The organism is Peptoniphilus indolicus (assembly GCF_900454665.1).
Classification (GTDB): Bacteria; Bacillota; Clostridia; order Tissierellales; family Peptoniphilaceae; genus Peptoniphilus; species Peptoniphilus indolicus.
Genome location: NZ_UGTH01000001.1, coordinates 243017 through 260126, shown reverse-complemented (window position 1 = coordinate 260126; position 17110 = coordinate 243017). Strand labels below are relative to the sequence as shown.

Annotated in this window: 15 protein-coding genes and 1 other annotated feature; of the genes, 8 read left to right on the top strand and 7 right to left on the bottom strand. The window is 33.0% G+C overall.

Translation table 11 applies throughout. The annotated features are described in order from the left end of the window. Positions 1–25 precede the first annotated feature (25 nt). Positions 26–210, top strand: a binding site (T-box leader). An 82-nt stretch (positions 211–292) separates the two neighbouring features. Next, a complete protein-coding gene (locus tag DYE58_RS01410; RefSeq protein WP_040552938.1) occupies positions 293–2938 on the top strand; it encodes a valine--tRNA ligase in 2646 nt (881 codons plus the stop codon). 96 nt (positions 2939–3034) lie between these two features. Here the strand turns inward: DYE58_RS01410 and DYE58_RS01405 are convergent, their stop codons facing one another. The 7 genes from DYE58_RS01405 to xdhA all read right to left on the bottom strand — a co-directional run bounded on the left by DYE58_RS01405 (position 3035) and on the right by xdhA (position 10469). Continuing rightward, positions 3035–3838 carry a metal ABC transporter permease gene (locus DYE58_RS01405; protein ID WP_004822618.1) on the bottom strand — a complete coding sequence of 268 codons (804 nt, stop codon included), beginning with the start codon at positions 3836–3838 and terminating at the stop codon, positions 3035–3037. Further along, the gene (locus tag DYE58_RS01400) at positions 3832–4494 is read right to left on the bottom strand and encodes a metal ABC transporter ATP-binding protein (protein WP_004822620.1); all 663 of its coding nucleotides are present in this window, start codon (positions 4492–4494) and stop codon (positions 3832–3834) included. Before DYE58_RS01400 ends, DYE58_RS01405 begins: the two co-directional genes overlap by 7 nt. 15 nt (positions 4495–4509) lie before the next feature. Continuing rightward, the gene (locus DYE58_RS01395) at positions 4510–5802 is read right to left on the bottom strand and encodes a metal ABC transporter substrate-binding protein (protein ID WP_115311941.1); all 1293 of its coding nucleotides are present in this window, start codon (positions 5800–5802) and stop codon (positions 4510–4512) included. A 14-nt stretch (positions 5803–5816) separates the two neighbouring features. Continuing rightward, on the bottom strand, positions 5817–6470 hold the full coding sequence (locus DYE58_RS01390; protein ID WP_004822626.1) for a ZinT/AdcA family metal-binding protein: 654 nt from the start codon (positions 6468–6470) through the stop codon (positions 5817–5819). A 265-nt stretch (positions 6471–6735) separates the two neighbouring features. Continuing rightward, positions 6736–7275 (bottom strand): xanthine dehydrogenase subunit XdhC, encoded by a 540-nt coding sequence (gene xdhC / locus DYE58_RS01385; protein WP_004822628.1) that lies wholly within the window; start codon positions 7273–7275, stop codon positions 6736–6738. After that, a complete protein-coding gene (xdhB, locus tag DYE58_RS01380; protein ID WP_004822629.1) occupies positions 7268–8152 on the bottom strand; it encodes a xanthine dehydrogenase subunit XdhB in 885 nt (294 codons plus the stop codon). The genes xdhC and xdhB overlap by 8 nt, the downstream gene beginning before the upstream one ends. A gap of 13 nt (positions 8153–8165) precedes the next feature. Then, a complete protein-coding gene (xdhA, locus tag DYE58_RS01375; RefSeq protein WP_004822630.1) occupies positions 8166–10469 on the bottom strand; it encodes a xanthine dehydrogenase subunit XdhA in 2304 nt (767 codons plus the stop codon). Positions 10470–10977: 508 nt separating this feature from the next. On the opposite strand from xdhA, the gene DYE58_RS01370 reads away from it, so the two are divergent. The 7 genes from DYE58_RS01370 to DYE58_RS01340 all read left to right on the top strand — a co-directional run bounded on the left by DYE58_RS01370 (position 10978) and on the right by DYE58_RS01340 (position 17109). Next, positions 10978–12300 (top strand): hemolysin family protein, encoded by a 1323-nt coding sequence (locus DYE58_RS01370; RefSeq protein ID WP_004823342.1) that lies wholly within the window; start codon positions 10978–10980, stop codon positions 12298–12300. Between the two features lie 459 nt (positions 12301–12759). Next, the gene (locus DYE58_RS01365; protein ID WP_004822631.1) at positions 12760–13143 is read left to right on the top strand and encodes a GntR family transcriptional regulator; all 384 of its coding nucleotides are present in this window, start codon (positions 12760–12762) and stop codon (positions 13141–13143) included. Beyond that, positions 13124–13981 carry an ABC transporter ATP-binding protein gene (locus tag DYE58_RS01360; RefSeq protein ID WP_004822632.1) on the top strand — a complete coding sequence of 286 codons (858 nt, stop codon included), beginning with the start codon at positions 13124–13126 and terminating at the stop codon, positions 13979–13981. The genes DYE58_RS01365 and DYE58_RS01360 overlap by 20 nt, the downstream gene beginning before the upstream one ends. Further along, positions 13962–14588 (top strand): ABC-2 transporter permease, encoded by a 627-nt coding sequence (locus DYE58_RS01355; protein ID WP_004822633.1) that lies wholly within the window; start codon positions 13962–13964, stop codon positions 14586–14588. Before DYE58_RS01360 ends, DYE58_RS01355 begins: the two co-directional genes overlap by 20 nt. Then, positions 14581–15198 carry an ABC-2 transporter permease gene (locus DYE58_RS01350; RefSeq protein WP_004822636.1) on the top strand — a complete coding sequence of 206 codons (618 nt, stop codon included), beginning with the start codon at positions 14581–14583 and terminating at the stop codon, positions 15196–15198. Before DYE58_RS01355 ends, DYE58_RS01350 begins: the two co-directional genes overlap by 8 nt. 25 nt (positions 15199–15223) lie before the next feature. Continuing rightward, on the top strand, positions 15224–15925 hold the full coding sequence (locus tag DYE58_RS01345) for a CPBP family intramembrane glutamic endopeptidase (RefSeq protein WP_004822637.1): 702 nt from the start codon (positions 15224–15226) through the stop codon (positions 15923–15925). A 272-nt stretch (positions 15926–16197) separates the two neighbouring features. Beyond that, positions 16198–17109 carry a DnaJ domain-containing protein gene (locus DYE58_RS01340; RefSeq protein ID WP_004822639.1) on the top strand — a complete coding sequence of 304 codons (912 nt, stop codon included), beginning with the start codon at positions 16198–16200 and terminating at the stop codon, positions 17107–17109. The last annotated feature ends 1 nt before the right edge of the window (position 17110 follow it).

Sequence of the window (17110 nt, the reverse complement as noted above, 5' to 3'; positions counted from 1 at the left end):
TAATTAATATAATGGGAATAATTTAATATTTGCTATAAAAAAGAGGAGTAGCTATCGTAGAATTTTAGAGAGGCATCGGCCGGTGGAAGGTGTCATTTGAAAGTAGTGAAGGTTGCTTTTTTGCACTGCTATGCAGCGGTTATAACCGATATATTATTTGAGCTGATTTATTCAGAAATTAAGGTGGTACCACGGCCCTTCGTCCTTAGAGATGAGGGGTCTTTTTTATTATTAAAATTAAGAAGTTTAAAATAGTGCCAAAGGCAGAGTAAGATTGAATATAGGGGGAAAAATGAAAGAGTTATCAAAGAATTATAATCCTAAGGAGTTTGAAGATAGAATATATGATTTTTGGATGTCAAATAATCATTTTAGGGCAGAAGTTGATGAAAATAAAAAGCCTTTTACAATAATGATGCCACCGCCAAATGTAACCGGGAATCTTCACATGGGTCATGCCCTTAACAACACAATACAAGATATTTTAACTCGTACTAAGAGAATGCAAGGTTATTCGGCACTTTGGTTACCGGGTACCGACCATGCGAGTATTTCTACTGAAGCTAAGGTTGTACAGAAGCTTAGGGCTCAAGGAATAGCTAAGGAAGATATTGGCAGAGAAAAATTCTTAGAAGAAACTTGGGATTGGACTCACGAGTATGGCGGAAATATAAAGAACCAATTGAAAAAATTGGGGGTTTCTTGTGACTGGTCAAGAGAGAGATTTACATTAGATGATCAACTTTCTAAGGCTGTTGAAGAAGTTTTTATAAGGCTTTATGAAAAAGGACTTATATACAGAGGGGACAGAATTATAAATTGGTGTCCAAATTGTGGGACTTCAATTTCAGATGCAGAGGTTGAACACGTTGATGAGCATAGACATATCTACCACTTTAGATATCCTTTGGAAGATGGTTCAGGAAGTATAGAAGTTGCTACAACAAGACCTGAAACTATTCCTGGAGACCTTGCTGTTGCAGTGCACCCTGAAGATGAAAGATATAAGGATTTAATTGGAAAGAATGTCTTATTGCCAATAATGGACAATAAAGCTATTCCTATAATCGCAGATGAATATGTAGAAAAAGATTTTGGAACAGGTTGTGTAAAAATCACTCCATCTCACGACCCTAACGACTTTGGTGTAGGAGAAAGACATGGTCTTGGTCAACTTATAGTGTTTGACGAAAAGGCTGTTTTAAATGAAAATGCCGGGAAATATTGTGGGCTTACAACTTCTGAAGCTCGTAAGAAGATAATAGAAGATTTTGATGCTCTTGGACTATACGTTGGGGCAAAGGAACACGACAGTGCTGTTGGACATTGTGAAAGATGTGGAACAGTTATCGAGCCCATGCTTTCAAAGCAATGGTTTGTAAAGATGGAACCTCTTGCTAAACCGGCTCTTGAAGCTTACAGAAATGGAGAGGTTGATTTTATTCCGGAGAGATTTGGAAAAGTTTATGAACACTGGCTTGAAAATATAAGAGATTGGAATATTTCAAGACAACTTTGGTGGGGACACAGACTTCCTGTTTACTATTGCAATGAAACTGATGAGATAGTAGTTAGCAGAGAGGATCCAACCGGCAAAGAAGGATATGAAGGAAAGACTTTCAGAAGGGATGAAGATACTCTAGACACTTGGTTCTCATCAGCTCTTTGGCCTTTCTCAACTCTTGGATGGCCGGATAAGACACCTGATCTTGACTACTTCTATCCTACTGATGTACTTGTTACAGGATATGACATAATATTCTTCTGGGTAGTTAGAATGGTATTCTCATCAATCGAACAAATGGGAGAAGTTCCTTTCAAAGATGTATTCTTGACAGGTCTTGTAAGAGATTCACTTGGTCGTAAGATGAGTAAATCTTTGGGGAATGGTATCGACCCACTTGAGTTAATCGCTGATTATGGTGCAGACGCTCTTAGATTTACACTTATTTCAGGCAATACTCCTGGAAATGATATGCGTTTCTACACTGAAAGAGTTGAAGCAAACAGAAATTTTGCAAATAAACTTTGGAATGCTACAAGATTTGTATTTATGAATTTTGAAGACAGAGATTTTGAATTAAAACTTGAAAATTTAAGAAATGAAGATAAGTGGATTTTGACTAAGTATATGGAAACTGTTGAGTCTTTGACAACTAAGATTGACAAGTACGACATAGGACTTGCGGCAAATGACATATATGATTTCATTTGGTCTGACTTCTGCGATTGGTACATTGAAATGGTAAAACCAAGATTGTATGGAGAAGATGAAGAAACTAAGAAGGCTGCTAAGGCAACTTTAATCTATGTATTAAAGGGAATTTTAAAATTACTTCACCCATTTATGCCATACATCACAGAGGAAATTTGGGACCACATTCCAAGCGAAAATGGTGCGTTGATTGTGGAAAGTTGGCCTGTAGTTGAAGAGTCATTGAAGTTTAAAACTGAAGAAAAAGATATTGAGTATATAAAAGATATAATCAGACTTATCAGAAATAGGCGCCAAGAGATGAATATAGAAAATAAAAACAAATCTCAAACAGTGATTAAAGTTTTGAATCAAGATGCTAGACGTGCTGTTGAAGAAAACAAGGGACATTTGTTAAACTTAGCTTATTCAGAAAGTGTTTCTGTGGAAGATGAAAGTTTTGAAATGACTTCTGAAAATGTGTCTATAGTTGTTGACGGTGCAGAAATATTTTTACCACTTAACGACTTGGTGGATTACAACAAAGAGTATGAAAGACTTAACAATGAAAGGGAAAAGACTATTTCTGAAATAAAAAGAGCTAGTTCAAAACTGGCAAATGAAAAGTTTGTAAGCAAGGCTCCTGAAAAATTGGTACAAGAAGAAAGAGATAAGTTGGAAAGTTATGAAGCTATTTTAAAAACTCTTGAGGAGAGAATAGCAGAAGTTAAATCTCATATATGATAAGTAAAGGGCAAGTTGAAATACTTGCTTTTTATATGTAATAATTAAAACATAAAGAAAATAGCAGTGCTGAGTTAATTTCAACACTGCTATTTTTTAAATTCTCTTTCTCTTTTTTATTTTATTTAAACTGAAAAGTATTAACATACCAATTACAGCATTTATAACTATTGCTCCACCGGGTTTTACGTCGAACCAATATGACATACAAATTCCAAAGAACATATATATCACTCCCAGTATGATACTTAGTTTTAAAGTTTGTTTGTAGGATCTACATATTAATAGAGACGTTGCAACCGGCAACACAAGTAGTGAAGCAACAAGTAGTGCGCCAACTATTTTACAAGCAAGAGCAACTGTTATGGCTGTAAGTAGTGTAAATACATTGTTGATAAGTTTTATATTTACTCCTGAAAGTCTTGCAAGGTTTAAATCAATTGAAATATCAAGTAGTGCTCCATAATAAATTACTGAAAATGCAACAACTATTATAAAGACAATGCCCACATTTATAAGGTCGATAGTTGTAACTGATGAGATACTACCGAAAAGGTAGGATTCAAAAGTATTTCCACCGGGGGCGAAGTTTGAAAGCAAAGCAGCTAAACCGAGACCCGTGCTCATGATTACAGCTGTTGCCATATCTCCGTACTGCGGAAACTTCTTTCTTATTTTTTCAATTGAAAAAGCTGAGACTATACAAGCTATAATAGCTCCGATAACAGGGTCAAATCCCATTATAAGTCCAACTGCGACACCTGCTAAAGAAGTGTGAGACAGTGCATCTCCAACCATTGAAGTCTTTCTATTAACCATTACAACTCCAATTAAAGGAATCATGATTGAAAGCATAAAGCCGGCGATTAAGGCTTTTCTCATAAAATCATAAGCTAACATACTGAACCTCCTTTAAGATTGAAAATTTCATATTCTTTTAAATTTTCTTCAATAAATTCCATTTCATGAGTTACCAACATAATAGTGATGTTGTCTTTTTGCATTGAAGAGAGAATATTTATAAATTGCTCTTTACTTTTAACGTCAATTCCGGCTGTCGGCTCATCTAAGATTAAGAGTTCAGGATTATTTATCAAAGCTCTTGCTATCATGGCTCTCTGTTTTAACCCCCCTGATAGTTCATTTAGGGGAGTGTTTATTTGTTTTTCAAGTCCCATCTTGATTAGTATTTCTTTAGCTCTTCTAAGTTGTTCATCTTTTGGAATTTTAACTTTTCCAAAATCTCGATACAAATTTAAAACCACTAGTTCAAGGCAGGTAACAGGGAAAGCCATCTGGTTTGCTACTTGTATTTGAGGTACATAACCTATCTTTTCAAAGTTTTTAAATTTAGATATGTCCTCTCCAAAAAGTTTTATACTTCCTGAATTGACTTTTAATTCTCCCAAGATTAGTTTTAGTAGGGTTGATTTACCTGAGCCGTTCTCTCCTAGAATTATATTTAATCCACCATCTTTAATGTTTAAATTTAAATTATTTAGGACAATGTCATGTCCGTAAGAAAAAGAAAGATTTTTTATTTCTACAATATTCAAAATTTCCTCCTTATTTTATTTAACAGCTTCATATATTTTTTCAAGATTCATCCTCATAAGAGAGACATAATCTTTATTTTCCAGATCATCGATATTAGAAGCGAATTCCATTGAAACAAGACCTTCTGCTTTTCCATGTACTTCTTCTGCAAGGGACTTGGCGCTCTTTGAATCGCCGCCATATTCATAAAAAATTGTGTCTATTCCATAAGTGTTTGCAAAATTGATTGCAGTTCTTATAGTCTTTAAACTTGGAGACTCAGAACTTACTAAATCTGACAACGCAAATTGAACTAAGTCGAAGTCTCTCGCAATATATCCATACGCATTGTGTGCAGTAAGGAAGTGATCATTTTTTTTATTTTTAAATTTTTCTTTAAACTCAAACTCTAAATCAGTTAGTGCATCTACAGTTTTTAGTTTATTCTTTTTATACAACCTTTGATTTTCAGGATATTTTTCAGATAATTTATCAAAAATAGCATTTAAATATTTCTTTGCATTTACAACCGACATCCAAGAATGTGGGTCATAAGTGATTTTATCAAGAGATGAACTTGAACCGGCAAGTACAACTTCTTCATTTAGCTTTTCTTTATTTGAATCCAATAAATCATAAGACAATATATTTTCCGAAATACGGTCTGATACAAATACCCAGTCACCATCAGTTGGCAACTTATAAGTTACAAGTCCACTCTCATGGCCCATTTCAATAGTGTAGACTTTAGAATCTTCAATATTGATTTGTGACCTTTGATGAACTATTTCACCTTTCTGTTCCATAATTTTTTTACCTTTTTTTATTAATTCAGCATTTGTTTCATTGCCTTTTTTGAAAAAAGCTACACGCATATTATTTTCGTGAGTATGTCCAAATTCAATCCTATATTCTTGTCCGGATTGCATTTGAGAATGACCCATATATTGAAAATCTCCCATAGCAGCAGCTCCCTTGTAAGTTATCAAATTAACAGATTCAGAAAGCACTAATACATCTAAATCAGGTAGATTTTCAGAGACTTGATCTAGCCATTTTTCCATATTAGCACCATTTACGATAAGCAAATCGGCATTGGCAAGTTCTCTCATATTTTTAGGACTAGGTTCCCAAAAATGAGGGTCTTTATCTAACGGCATAAAAGATTTAATTTCTACAGTGTCGCCTGCAACTTGACTAACAAGTTCGTGAATAGGATAAAAAGAGGTGTAGACAACAGGTCTGTCATCTTTCACCTCTTTTTTTGAACATCCACTAATTATTAAAAGACAAATTACAAAACAGAAACTAAGCAGTTTCTTTTTCATAATACCTCCTAAAATTATTCAGTTATTTCTTCGATGATTTGGTCCATAGTTGAATTTGGCTTTACAAAAGTAGGGAACCAATCATCCATAGCTAAAAGTTCTTCAGCATTGTTACCATATCTCATATGGAAGTGAGTTAATTCTTCTTCACCGTGAACTTCCATTAGTAGAAGCACAGGGTATTTTGCTCCTTCAGATTCGAAAGTGTACCATGTAAGTTCGTGAGAACCGTGTTGAGTTTTGTGTTCATCAGTTAGTTTGTATTCAGCAGATGCTACTTCTTTTCCACCTTTATCTTCAAAACCATCTAAGAAAGTGATAGTATCGCCTTTAACTACCATACCGTTAAACTCACAGTTTCTTCTTTCAAGTAATTTAGCTTTAGCTTCTTCAGCAGTTATACCATCTCTCTTTGCAACTTCTTCAAAAGCTGGTTGAACAGCCGGGTCATCTAAATATGCTCCAAAGTTGTTCCAAGTTCCTTCCCAATCAGCTAAAGTTACCTTAGCATCAGCAGTTTTTGCCTTAGCATCTTTATCCATATTAGCGTTTTGAACCGCAGCATTAGTAGGGGCATTATTAGCAGGCGCCTCTTTCTTTTGACAACCTACAACTAACATAGACATACACATAGCTGTAGTTACAGCTAACATTTTTAAGTTTTTCATAAAATCCTCCTTGGTTTATTTTTAATAAGGTACTTTGTATGTAAAATTAAAAATACAAAAGATAACCAATATCATTATTACAAGTATACTATACCACTTTCTAAATAACTGTCAAGGGATAGAGGGAAATAATTTTAAAGAAATTATAAAATAAGAAATAAATCAAAAAATAAAGATATGTTTGTTTATTCAAAGAGTGGAGAATATTAATTATATAAATAAAAATGACCACCAGTTAAAACTAGCGGTCATTTCTTTATATTTTTTATTTTTCAAGATTTTTTTCGATTGTTTTTTCAACAGCTCTTAGGATGTTTTCGTAACCTGTACATCTGCAAAGATGTCCTGCCAACATTTTTCTAAGTTCAGCTCTTGTAAATCTCTTCTTTTTAGCAACTATTTCTGAAGATGTTACTATAAATCCTGGTGTACAGAATCCGCATTGTACAGCTGCCTCATCAACAAAGGCTTGTTGGATATCTGAGAGGGTGCCGTCTTTGTTTAGCAGTCCTTCTGTTGTCCAAATGTCTTTTCCATCTGCCCATATTGCCATATAGATACAAGAGTTAAAGGCTTCTCCATCTATAAGAACTGCACATGCACCACATTCTCCAACTTCACAACCTTTTTTTACTGATGTAAGTCTAAAGTCATTTCTCAACATATCTGTTAGAGAGGCTCTCATATCAACCATCTGAGTAATTCTTTCTCCGTTGATTCTACATCTGATTAGTTTAAATTGTGGTTCGTAGTGTAATACTTGTTCTTCTTTAGGTTCATAAGGTCCGTGTTCTGAATTATGCATTTTGACCTCCTTTATAAGCTTTAAAGCATTCTACTAAGCATCTTCTTGAGATTTCTTTTAGAATATGAACTCTCAAGTCTTTTGAAGCTCTCCAAGAATCTCTAGGTTTAAGTTCTTTGATTGCTTCTTCGGCAAATGCGTTGATATTTTCTACTGTAAGTGGTTTTCCCTTTAGGAATTTTTCAGCTTCCGGTGTTCTTAGTGGTATAGGTCCAGCAACTCCAAATGCCGCTCTTACATCTTCTACTATGTTTTCGCCGGAGAATTTACAACTGATTGAACAACCACTTGTTGCGATATCCATAGCATTTCTCATGGCATATTTAAAGTAGTGCCCATAGTATCCTTCATAAGATTCTTTTTTGATTTTAACTGCTGTAACAAGTTCTGTAGGTTTTAAATCTACAACGCCTGTCTTTATATAAAATTCTGTAATAGGAACTTCACGAACTCCGTTTTCACCTTTAATTTCAACTATTGCATCCCAAGCGTGTAGGGTTGTTGTTGAATCGGCTGATGGAACACCGTTGCTTATATTACCGCCAATTGTTGCGATATTTCTAAGTTGTGGGCCACCGGCAGTGTCTACGGCTTCACCAAGTGTAGGACAGTATTTTTGAATTAGTTCGTTTTGAGTTATGTGGCTAAATGATGTCAATGCACCAACTCTTAGCGTTCCATCTTCGTCCATGGATACACCGCGAATTTCGTCAATCATATAGATTGATACTAATTCTTCGCCTGCCATTTTTCCTTCACGAATTTTAATTAATACGTCTGAACCTCCGCCTAGTATTTTTGCTTCAGGATGTTCACGTAAGAGCTCAATAGCCTCATCAACTGTAAAGGCTTCATAAATTTTCTTTATATCGTACATAATTTCCTCCTGCTTAAAGTTCTATTTCTAAATTATCAAGTAGTCCGGCTTCTTTGAATAGTGGATATAGAACGTGTGGGTTCATTGGGCATTGTGTTGCAGCAACTCCTGTTGCGTTTAATATCGCATTTCTAATTGCTGGAGCAGGGGAACAAGTTGGTGGTTCTCCTAATGCTTTAGTTCCATAAGGTGAGGTTGGTTCAGCATTTTCAACAAAATAAACTTCTAAATCAGGATGATCCATTGTCGTAGACAACTTGTAGTCTAACAGGTTGTTGTTAAGTGTTCTGCCTGTTTTTTCGTCATATTTTAGTTCTTCTGAAAGGGCATATCCTATAGCCATTGACATTCCTCCGTGTACTTGAGCTTCTGCAAGTTGAGGATTGATAAGTTTACCGCAGTCGTGAACATTGATTAGTCGTTTTACTGTTGCTTTACATAGGCTTAAGTCTACTTCAACCTCTGCAAATGAACAACCGAATGAGTATGCATTATTTCTTATTTGATATGTTGACTCAGCTGTTATGTGTTCGCTGTTTACAAAACTATATAATTCTGTTGTTGCGAGTTCAGCAAGACTCATCAGAATTCTATTGTCAGATATTCTAACAAGGTTTCCATCAATTAAATCTATATTTTCACGTGTTATACCGAGAAGTTTATATGCGTGGTCAAAGATTTTTTCTCTGAGAATTCTTGCTGTTTTTGTAATAGAAAAACTTGCTATAAATGTTTGTCTTGAAGCATATGCTGCTGTACCAAATGGAGTTATATCGGTATCTTGGTTTGTTATGATGTGAATGTCTTCAAATTTTACCCCGATTGCATCTGCAGCCATTTGAGAGAATGCAGTGTCTGCACCTTGTCCAATTTCTGTTTCACCCAACATAAGTTGAACTGAACCATCTTGGTTTAATACCATACGGCAAGCTGAAGTTTCAAGCGAGATAGGGTAAACTGCTGTATTGTACCAGAATACTGCATGACCTATGCCTCGACGAATATTTCCTGTTTGATTTTTAAATTCTTCTAATTTTTTATCGTAGTCGATAGCTTTTTTACCTACTTCAAGACATTCTCTGAATGAATCGTAGTAGTTTTCATTTTTAGAGAATCCATCAACGTATCCTTTAGGCATTAAATTTTTCATACGGAATTCATATGAATCCATTCCAAGCGCTCTTGCTATATCTTCTGTGTGAGATTCTACTGCAAACATAGCTTGTGGGATGCCATATCCACGCATAGCTCCGGCAGTCGGTCTATTTGTATATACTGTGTAAGCATCTCCTTCAACATTATCACAAGGATATAATTGATGAAAACAGCCAAGACCTTTTGCTGCGATACTATGTCCGTGAGAAGCATAAGCTCCATTATTTGAATAAGCTTCTAATTTACGAGCTGCAAATGTTCCGTCTTTTCTAAGGTATGAAACAATGTGCATAGTAATTTTGTGACGTGTACGGTTTGAAACGAAAGTTTCTTCACGAGATGTGTCAAGCTTTACAGGGTGTCCACCAACTTGAGTTGTTAAGAAGGCTCCAAGTGGTTCGTAAAGAGCGTCTTGTTTATTTCCAAATCCACCACCTATATATGGTTTGATTAAACGAATTTTACTCCAAGGTACCCCCAATGCTTGACCACAAATACGTCTTACAATGTGAGGTATTTGAGTTGAGGCTACAACTACTATTTTTCCGGATTCTTCATAAGAGTAAACAATCCCGTTTTCAATATGAGAGTGTTGTACTACAGGTGTATCATACCAACCTTCAACTTTAATAAGACCTTCTTCTTTTATTGCCTCTTGGTAATTACCTCTGTTGTTTGTTGTATGATTGATTATATTATTTGGGAAATCCTCATGTAATTGAGGCGCCCCGTCTTTCATAGCTTCGAATGCATCAAAAACTGCAGGATACTCTTCATATTCCACTTTTATTTTATTCAAAGCTTGTGTAGCTGAAACTTCATTTTTTGCTATAACTACTGCAACGTCGTCTCCGTAGTAGCGTACATGTTCGTTTAGGAGTTTACGGTCAGCTATATCTTGGTGATGTGGATCAGTTGACCAAGGGTGACCTGCTGTTGGGAAACCATGTTTTGGAACATCAAAACATGTAACTATTTTTACCAAACCTTCAATTTTTTCTGCCTCAGAAGTATCTATTGATACTACTCTTCCATGTGGTATTGTTGAATGTAAAATTTTTGCAACGTAAGCACGTGGATCAACTAGGTCTTCTGTGTATTTAGCACGACCTGTAACTTTATCAAAAGCGTCGACTCTTTTTTCGCTTTTTCCTACAGACATAAAATCCCTCTTTTCTTTTAAAAAATTATTAAAAGTAATGAAAATGTTAACTTCTTATATAAATATAATAGCACAATACTTTTAAAAGTAAAACAATTTCTTATAGCAACTAATTAAATAATTAAAGGCGAATGGCAAAAATTTAACATTCGATATTTACTTGTCTTAAATAAAATAATCGTTTTCTAAAATTATAAAATTAAATAGTGAATAAATTGGTTTTGACTGGCTATTTTTGATTTTATTATAGATAATTTAATATTTAATTATAAATTTATATAAAATTTTTTGATAAAAAATTATAACTGAAATAGAAAAATGAAATTCTGATCTTATTTTTACATTTAAGCGTTACATAAGATCGGAAGTCATTTAAATTTTAATGGGATTGCTTAAAATTGGTAAATAGTTCTAAATATTTTCTGTAAAAATACAGATTATATTGGTTTATAGTTGATAAATTGTGGTATAATTGTTGAAAACATATGAAAAATCAAGGAGGAACAATATGGACGGGGCCGGAGGCTCGATTATATTACAATTTTTATTAATAGCTTTTTTAACGTGGGTGAATGCTTTTTTTGCATCTGCTGAAATGGCTATGGTATCTGCAAATAGGAATAAGATACAAACTCTTGTCGATGAGGGAAATAAGAAGGCCATAATCCTTAAAAAGATTTTGTCTGACCAAACAAGATTTTTATCTACTATTCAAGTTGGAATTACTTTTGCCAATTTCTTTTCATCTGCATCTGCGGCGACAACTATATCAAGAGTATTTGCAACTCAATTAAATTCTCTGGGTATACCGTATGCGCAAACTATAGCTCTTGTATTGATAACGTTGTTGTTGTCTTACATAACTCTTGTATGTGGTGAGCTTGTGCCAAAGAGAATAGCACTTACTAATGCTGATGAAGTTGCATTAAAATCTGCAACTGTGATAGGGATAGTTTCTAAATTTGCATATCCTTTTGTGAAGCTTTTATCTTTTTCAACAACTTTGATACTAAAGATTTTAGGAAAGTATTCTGAAGATGTTGAGGAAAAAATTTCTGAGGAAGAATTAAAGGCTTATATCAAAGTTTCTCAAGAGCAAGGGGTTATAAATTCAGCAGGAGAAGAGATGATAGTAAACATTATGGAATTTGATGATACTATGGCTTATGAAATCATGACACCAAGAACTTCTATTTTTATGGTGGATTATGATGAGTTTAATGAAGATACTGTGGTTGAAATTTTAAAAATGGGTTATTCAAGAGTGCCTGTTTTTAAGGATAACAGAGATAATATAATTGGAACTGTTTATATAAAAGATTTATTCATAGATTACTCTAAGACAAATTATAAGTCTGTAAATATAGATAATGTTATGAAAGAACCTTACTTTGTTCCGGAAACTAAAAAGGTTGACTCGCTTTTAAAGGAGTTACAACTTTCTAAAAAGTATGTGGCGATTTTGATTGATGAGTATGGTGGATTTTCAGGAATGGTTACTATGGAAGATTTGGTTGAGGAAATTGTCGGAGAGATTGAGGATGAATATGATAAGGATGAACCTAAGATTGAAAAAATTGCTGATGATAGGTATTTGATTGACGGATATGTTGAAATTGATGTAATTAATGAAAAACTAGGGACTAAATTGTATTCTGAAAATCACGAGACGATTTCAGGACTTATGATTGAACTTCTGGGGTATATTCCTCAAGAAGACGAAACCGGTTTTACTGTTGTATATGAAGATATGGTAGAATTAAAGGGGTTAAATGTTAAGGACAATAGAATTGCTTTAATAGAGCTTAGAATATTAAAAGATGAAGACTGAGGTGGAACGCAAAAGTTTCCACCTTTTTTGTTGTGCTTTTTATTTTGTTAATTAATTTGAGTTGTAAGAATGAGCGGGCCTCGAATATAAAATATAAAAAACATAAATATTGCCAACAATCGTAGGAGCGGCACGTGATTGGAAGAAAAATAAAGAATTAAAAAATTAATAGACAAATAAAATGAAATAGATAAAGGGAAGTAAAGGTCCGCCCTTAAAACCAAAATAAAATGAAATATAAAAAATATAAGTATTATGGTGCAATGCAAATAAAATTTCAAAATATAAATTAATTTAAATTGTCATGAAACGGGCGGACCTCGCTACACTCGTGCCGCACCCTACGGTGTGATAATAAAACAATTATTAATAAAAATTAATGTAAAAATATTTTGGGTGTTGACATATAATATACACACTTATACAATGTATATATACAGTATATACGGTAGGTGCGAAATGAAAATAATAATTTTAAATTCAAGTGATGTACCAATTTATGAACAAATAGAAAATGAAATAAAAAGGCTGATTGCAGTAGGTGAGCTAAGGCCTGATGATGCTTTGCCGGGAATGAGAAGTTTGGCAAAGGATTTAAAAGTTTCTGTGATAACTACTAAACGTGCGTATAACGACTTGGAAAAGGATGGGTTTATATACACGGTTTCTGGCAGGGGAAGTTTCGTAAGTAAGGTAAATCACGAAGACATCAAAGCGGATAGTGTTCAGAAGATTAGGGAACTGTTAGCTGATATTTTGAAAATATGCAAAACGTCAGGGATTAACAGGGAAGAAGTGTTTAATTTATTTAAAGAGGTGGAAGATGAAAGCTTTAGAGATTAAAAATTTAAATAAGGAGTATAAAGATTTTTCATTAAAGGATGTAAATTTTTCCATTGAAGAGGGGACGATTATGGGCCTTGTCGGAGCAAATGGGGCAGGTAAGAGTACAATTATAAATTGTATACTTGGCATTACTAAGTTTAGTGGAGATATAAAAGCTTTTGGAAAGGATATAGACAATTTTGTCAAACAAGATATTGGTTTTGTAATTGATGAGGCTTTTTTAAGTAAGCAGATAAATGCGCTACAAGCGGATAAAATTTATAGGAACATCTATAAAAATTGGGACTCTGATAAATTTTTTGGATATATTGAAAAGTTTGAAATAACAACGAATAAAAAGTTTGAAACTTTTTCTAAAGGGATGAAGATGAAGTTTAAAATTGCAATTGCATTGTCTTCCAATCCAAAGATATTGATTTTAGATGAGCCAACAAGTGGACTTGACCCTGTTGTAAGAAGTGAAATTTTGGATATTTTATTAGATTTTGTGCAAGATGAAACCAATTCAGTTTTGATTTCATCTCATATCACTGGAGATTTAGAAAAGATAGCAGATTACATCACGTATATAGACAATGGGGAAGTTATTTTATCTGAAGAAAAGTATGAATTGTTTGAAAATTTTGGAATTTTAAAATGTAGTCACGAAGAGATAAATAATTTTAAGGAGTATATAGTTAAAGTTAAGAATGAAAAGTATTCTACTAATGCTCTTATAAAAAATGTAAATGAGTTTAGAAAGTCATATCCTAATTTTAGCGTAGATAAGGCCGGTATCGAGGATATAATGGTATTTTACAAACGAGGTGGAGATTATGAAAGCCTTAATGCTTAAAGATTTCTATATTTTTAGAAAAACTATGTTGTTTCAATTGATTATCATACCACTAAGTCAACTTTACTTTATTATTAAAATTTTTAATGAGGGAGCAAATCCTGCAAATATATTACCGGTATGTATATTGCTTCAGATTGTATTTGTAATGTCTGTTGGAGGGATTGTTTTAACTGAAGGGGCTGAAAAGGTTAGGGAATATTTAAGGGCGACACCAATTGGTGAAAGAGAATATTTAAAAAGTAAATTTATAACTCAATTTTTAATGGTTTTATTTATAAGTTTTGTTGAAATAGGAATTTTTTATGGTATTTCAAGAAACTTGTTGATAGTCGGGACTTTAGCTTTTACTGCTTGTCTATGTTATTTTGTTAGTTTGCTTTATATCTTCTTCAGTTTAAAACTTGGCAAGAATTATGTAACAGTGTTGCCTGTAGGTTTATATTTTATAGCTTTTATTTTAAGTGCTAACTTTCCAAATTTATTATCTGATTTTGTAACGAGCAGTTATATCTTATATTTTGGAATGTTTATTTTCTTACTTGATGTAGTACTTAATAAATTATTTTTTAAAATTCTTTTAAAGGAGTTGGAAAATTATGAGTAGTGCTATACTTCAAAAAAATTGGATTATTATAAAAAATGTTCCAATGAAAATGCACATAGGTCTATTCGCATTTATGTTTTTGTTTGCATATATAACCAGAACTGTACTCGGGCCTATGATAGGTTTAAACATTTATTTTTTAAATTTAATGATAGAAATTTTTAAAGAAGATGAACAAAATGAAAGTTTTAGATATATAAAAGGACTTCCAATTTCAAATGTAAAAATTGTAAATTCAACGTATGTCAGCTATTTGAGTTTGGTTTTTATAGGTTTTGTTTTATCGGGGGTTATAGGTTTTATAGGTATGCTTTTTGGAATAGAACTTGAGGAATTATACGGATTACCTATTGTAGGTGGAATTTTGATGGTAATATACAGCTCTATGATTCCAATTTGTTTTAGGTTTAAAGTCAAATGGGCGCTTGGCATATTTATGTTGTACATTTTAATCTATGCGATTATAGTTGCTGCGATATTATTTGGGTTTGGAATTTTTAATGGGAATTATGATGTGAAGAGTTTATATATGATAGTAGGCTCATCGGCAATTGTAATGTTTATTCTCAACTATATTTTGTCTATTGTGTTTGTAAAGAATTATAAGTAACGATATAATCTTTACAGGGGGAAATATGGAAGAGTTTGAAAAAGAAGATATTTTAGTTGAAGTTAAAGAAGAAAGATACCCTCTTGGAGAAGTAAGTATTTTAAGATGGGTTATAGCGTTGATAATTTTGAATTGCTCGTTTTTTATAATGGAAATTTTTCCTGAAAAAACATGGTTGGCGGTTATGTTCCTTGTGGGTCCTATAGTTTCTTTATTTGTGTTAGGACATAAATCTTTTAGAAGATTATTTAAAGGACCTAAGTTAAGGGATATACCGGTAGTTTTTGGAATGACTGTACTAACTATTTTGGTTGGTGTAATATCTAGTATAATTCTTGAGCGATTTGGAAGTGTTGATAACCCGATTGTTGGGATTGCAAATGAGGACAATATAAAATACATTGCCATTTTATTAATGGTGCAACTTGTAATAGAAGAGATATTTTTTATAATTTGGTTTTTATTTTTATACCATAAGGCTAAGTTTGAAAAAGAGTCGACAAGAGAAATTTTTGCATGGGTTGTTTCATCTTTAATCTTCGGAGCTATGCACTTATCAACGTATAATTTTAATATAGTCCAAGCTGTTATAGGAATAGGTATAGTTAGGTTTGTTTTATCTGCTGTATATATTAGAAGAAAAAATTTAACTTTGGCATATATTGTTCACTTTTTATATGATATTTTAATTATATTAGCAGTGGTTACAAGTGCAAATATGCAGTAAAATTTAATTTGGTTTATCGAAAGATTTATTTTGATAAACCATTTTTTTATTGGGTAAGATTGTATGGAAAGATTAGATATTGAAATAAAGTTGTGTGAGATTTATATAATCTACATAAATAAAAAATATGATTTTAACTTAAAACAATCTAGAATTAAATTATAAAATAAAAGTGAAATAGTTAAATAAAAATCTGTGGATAACTATTGCAAATTTAGAAATAGCGGTGTATAATTTAATAAGGTCAAAGAAGGTCAAAATAGGAGGCAAAAGTGAAGTATAGAGATTATTATGAAATATTAGGTGTAAATAAAAGTGCAAGTGAGAAAGAAATTAAGTCTGCTTATAGAAAACTTGCTAAAAAATACCATCCGGATTTAAATGGTGGGGATGAAAAGGCTCAAGAAAAATTTAAAGAAGTTAGCGAAGCGTATGAAGTTTTAGGAGACCCTGAAAAAAAGAAAAAGTATGATACTTTTGGGTCCAGTTATGATTTTTCTAACGGAGCTAATTTTGACCCTTCTCAATATGGTTACTCTTATTCTTCAACGGGAAATGGAAATTTTTCTGATTTCTTTGAAACATTCTTTGGCTCAGATGACAGGAGTAGCAGGGGAGGATTTAATTTTTCAGACATTTTTTCTGATTTAGGGGGAAGGTCGAAGAGAAAATCGAATTATAGGCAACAATACAATACTGAAATTAGCATATCTTTAAAGGAAGCATATCATGGAACAAATAAGCACATGGCTCTTTCTTTGAATGGGAAAAATATCGAAGTTGATGTAAAAGTACCGGCGGGTATAACTCCGGGCAAGAAGATTAAAGTCAATGGAGAAAAATATGGTGTGATGGGAGATATTTTATTTAAAATCGATATTCACACTTCAACAACTGAGTCGTTTGATGGTTTGAATATAACTAAGGAAGAGGAAATTTATCCTTGGCAAGCGGCTCTTGGGGACAGCATTGTAATTGACAATATAGATGGAAAAATAAAGGTGAAGGTTCCAAAGGGGTACAGGGGAACTGGAAAAATGAGAATTCCTAAAAAAGGATTTAGGGATATGAAAGGTAACGTTGGGGATTTATATTTGAAGTTTAACATTGTAAATCCTACAAATCTTTCTGAAGAGCAACTTAGACTTTATGAGGAGTTAAAGAAAATTAGTACAAGGGAGTGAA

Excerpts from the sequence above, each read along its gene's own strand:
- DYE58_RS01410 (WP_040552938.1), top strand. The coding sequence starts at position 293 with ATGAAAGAGTTATCAAAGAATTATAATCCTAAGGAGTTTGAAGATAGA.
- DYE58_RS01405 (WP_004822618.1), bottom strand. The coding sequence starts at position 3,838 with ATGTTAGCTTATGATTTTATGAGAAAAGCCTTAATCGCCGGCTTTATG.
- DYE58_RS01395 (WP_115311941.1), bottom strand. The coding sequence starts at position 5,802 with ATGAAAAAGAAACTGCTTAGTTTCTGTTTTGTAATTTGTCTTTTAATA.
- DYE58_RS01390 (WP_004822626.1), bottom strand. The coding sequence starts at position 6,470 with ATGAAAAACTTAAAAATGTTAGCTGTAACTACAGCTATGTGTATGTCT.
- xdhC (WP_004822628.1), bottom strand. The coding sequence starts at position 7,275 with ATGCATAATTCAGAACACGGACCTTATGAACCTAAAGAAGAACAAGTA.
- xdhB (WP_004822629.1), bottom strand. The coding sequence starts at position 8,152 with ATGTACGATATAAAGAAAATTTATGAAGCCTTTACAGTTGATGAGGCT.
- xdhA (WP_004822630.1), bottom strand. The coding sequence starts at position 10,469 with ATGTCTGTAGGAAAAAGCGAAAAAAGAGTCGACGCTTTTGATAAAGTT.
- DYE58_RS01370 (WP_004823342.1), top strand. The coding sequence starts at position 10,978 with ATGGACGGGGCCGGAGGCTCGATTATATTACAATTTTTATTAATAGCT.
- DYE58_RS01365 (WP_004822631.1), top strand. The coding sequence starts at position 12,760 with ATGAAAATAATAATTTTAAATTCAAGTGATGTACCAATTTATGAACAA.
- DYE58_RS01360 (WP_004822632.1), top strand. The coding sequence starts at position 13,124 with ATGAAAGCTTTAGAGATTAAAAATTTAAATAAGGAGTATAAAGATTTT.
- DYE58_RS01355 (WP_004822633.1), top strand. The coding sequence starts at position 13,962 with ATGAAAGCCTTAATGCTTAAAGATTTCTATATTTTTAGAAAAACTATG.
- DYE58_RS01350 (WP_004822636.1), top strand. The coding sequence starts at position 14,581 with ATGAGTAGTGCTATACTTCAAAAAAATTGGATTATTATAAAAAATGTT.
- DYE58_RS01345 (WP_004822637.1), top strand. The coding sequence starts at position 15,224 with ATGGAAGAGTTTGAAAAAGAAGATATTTTAGTTGAAGTTAAAGAAGAA.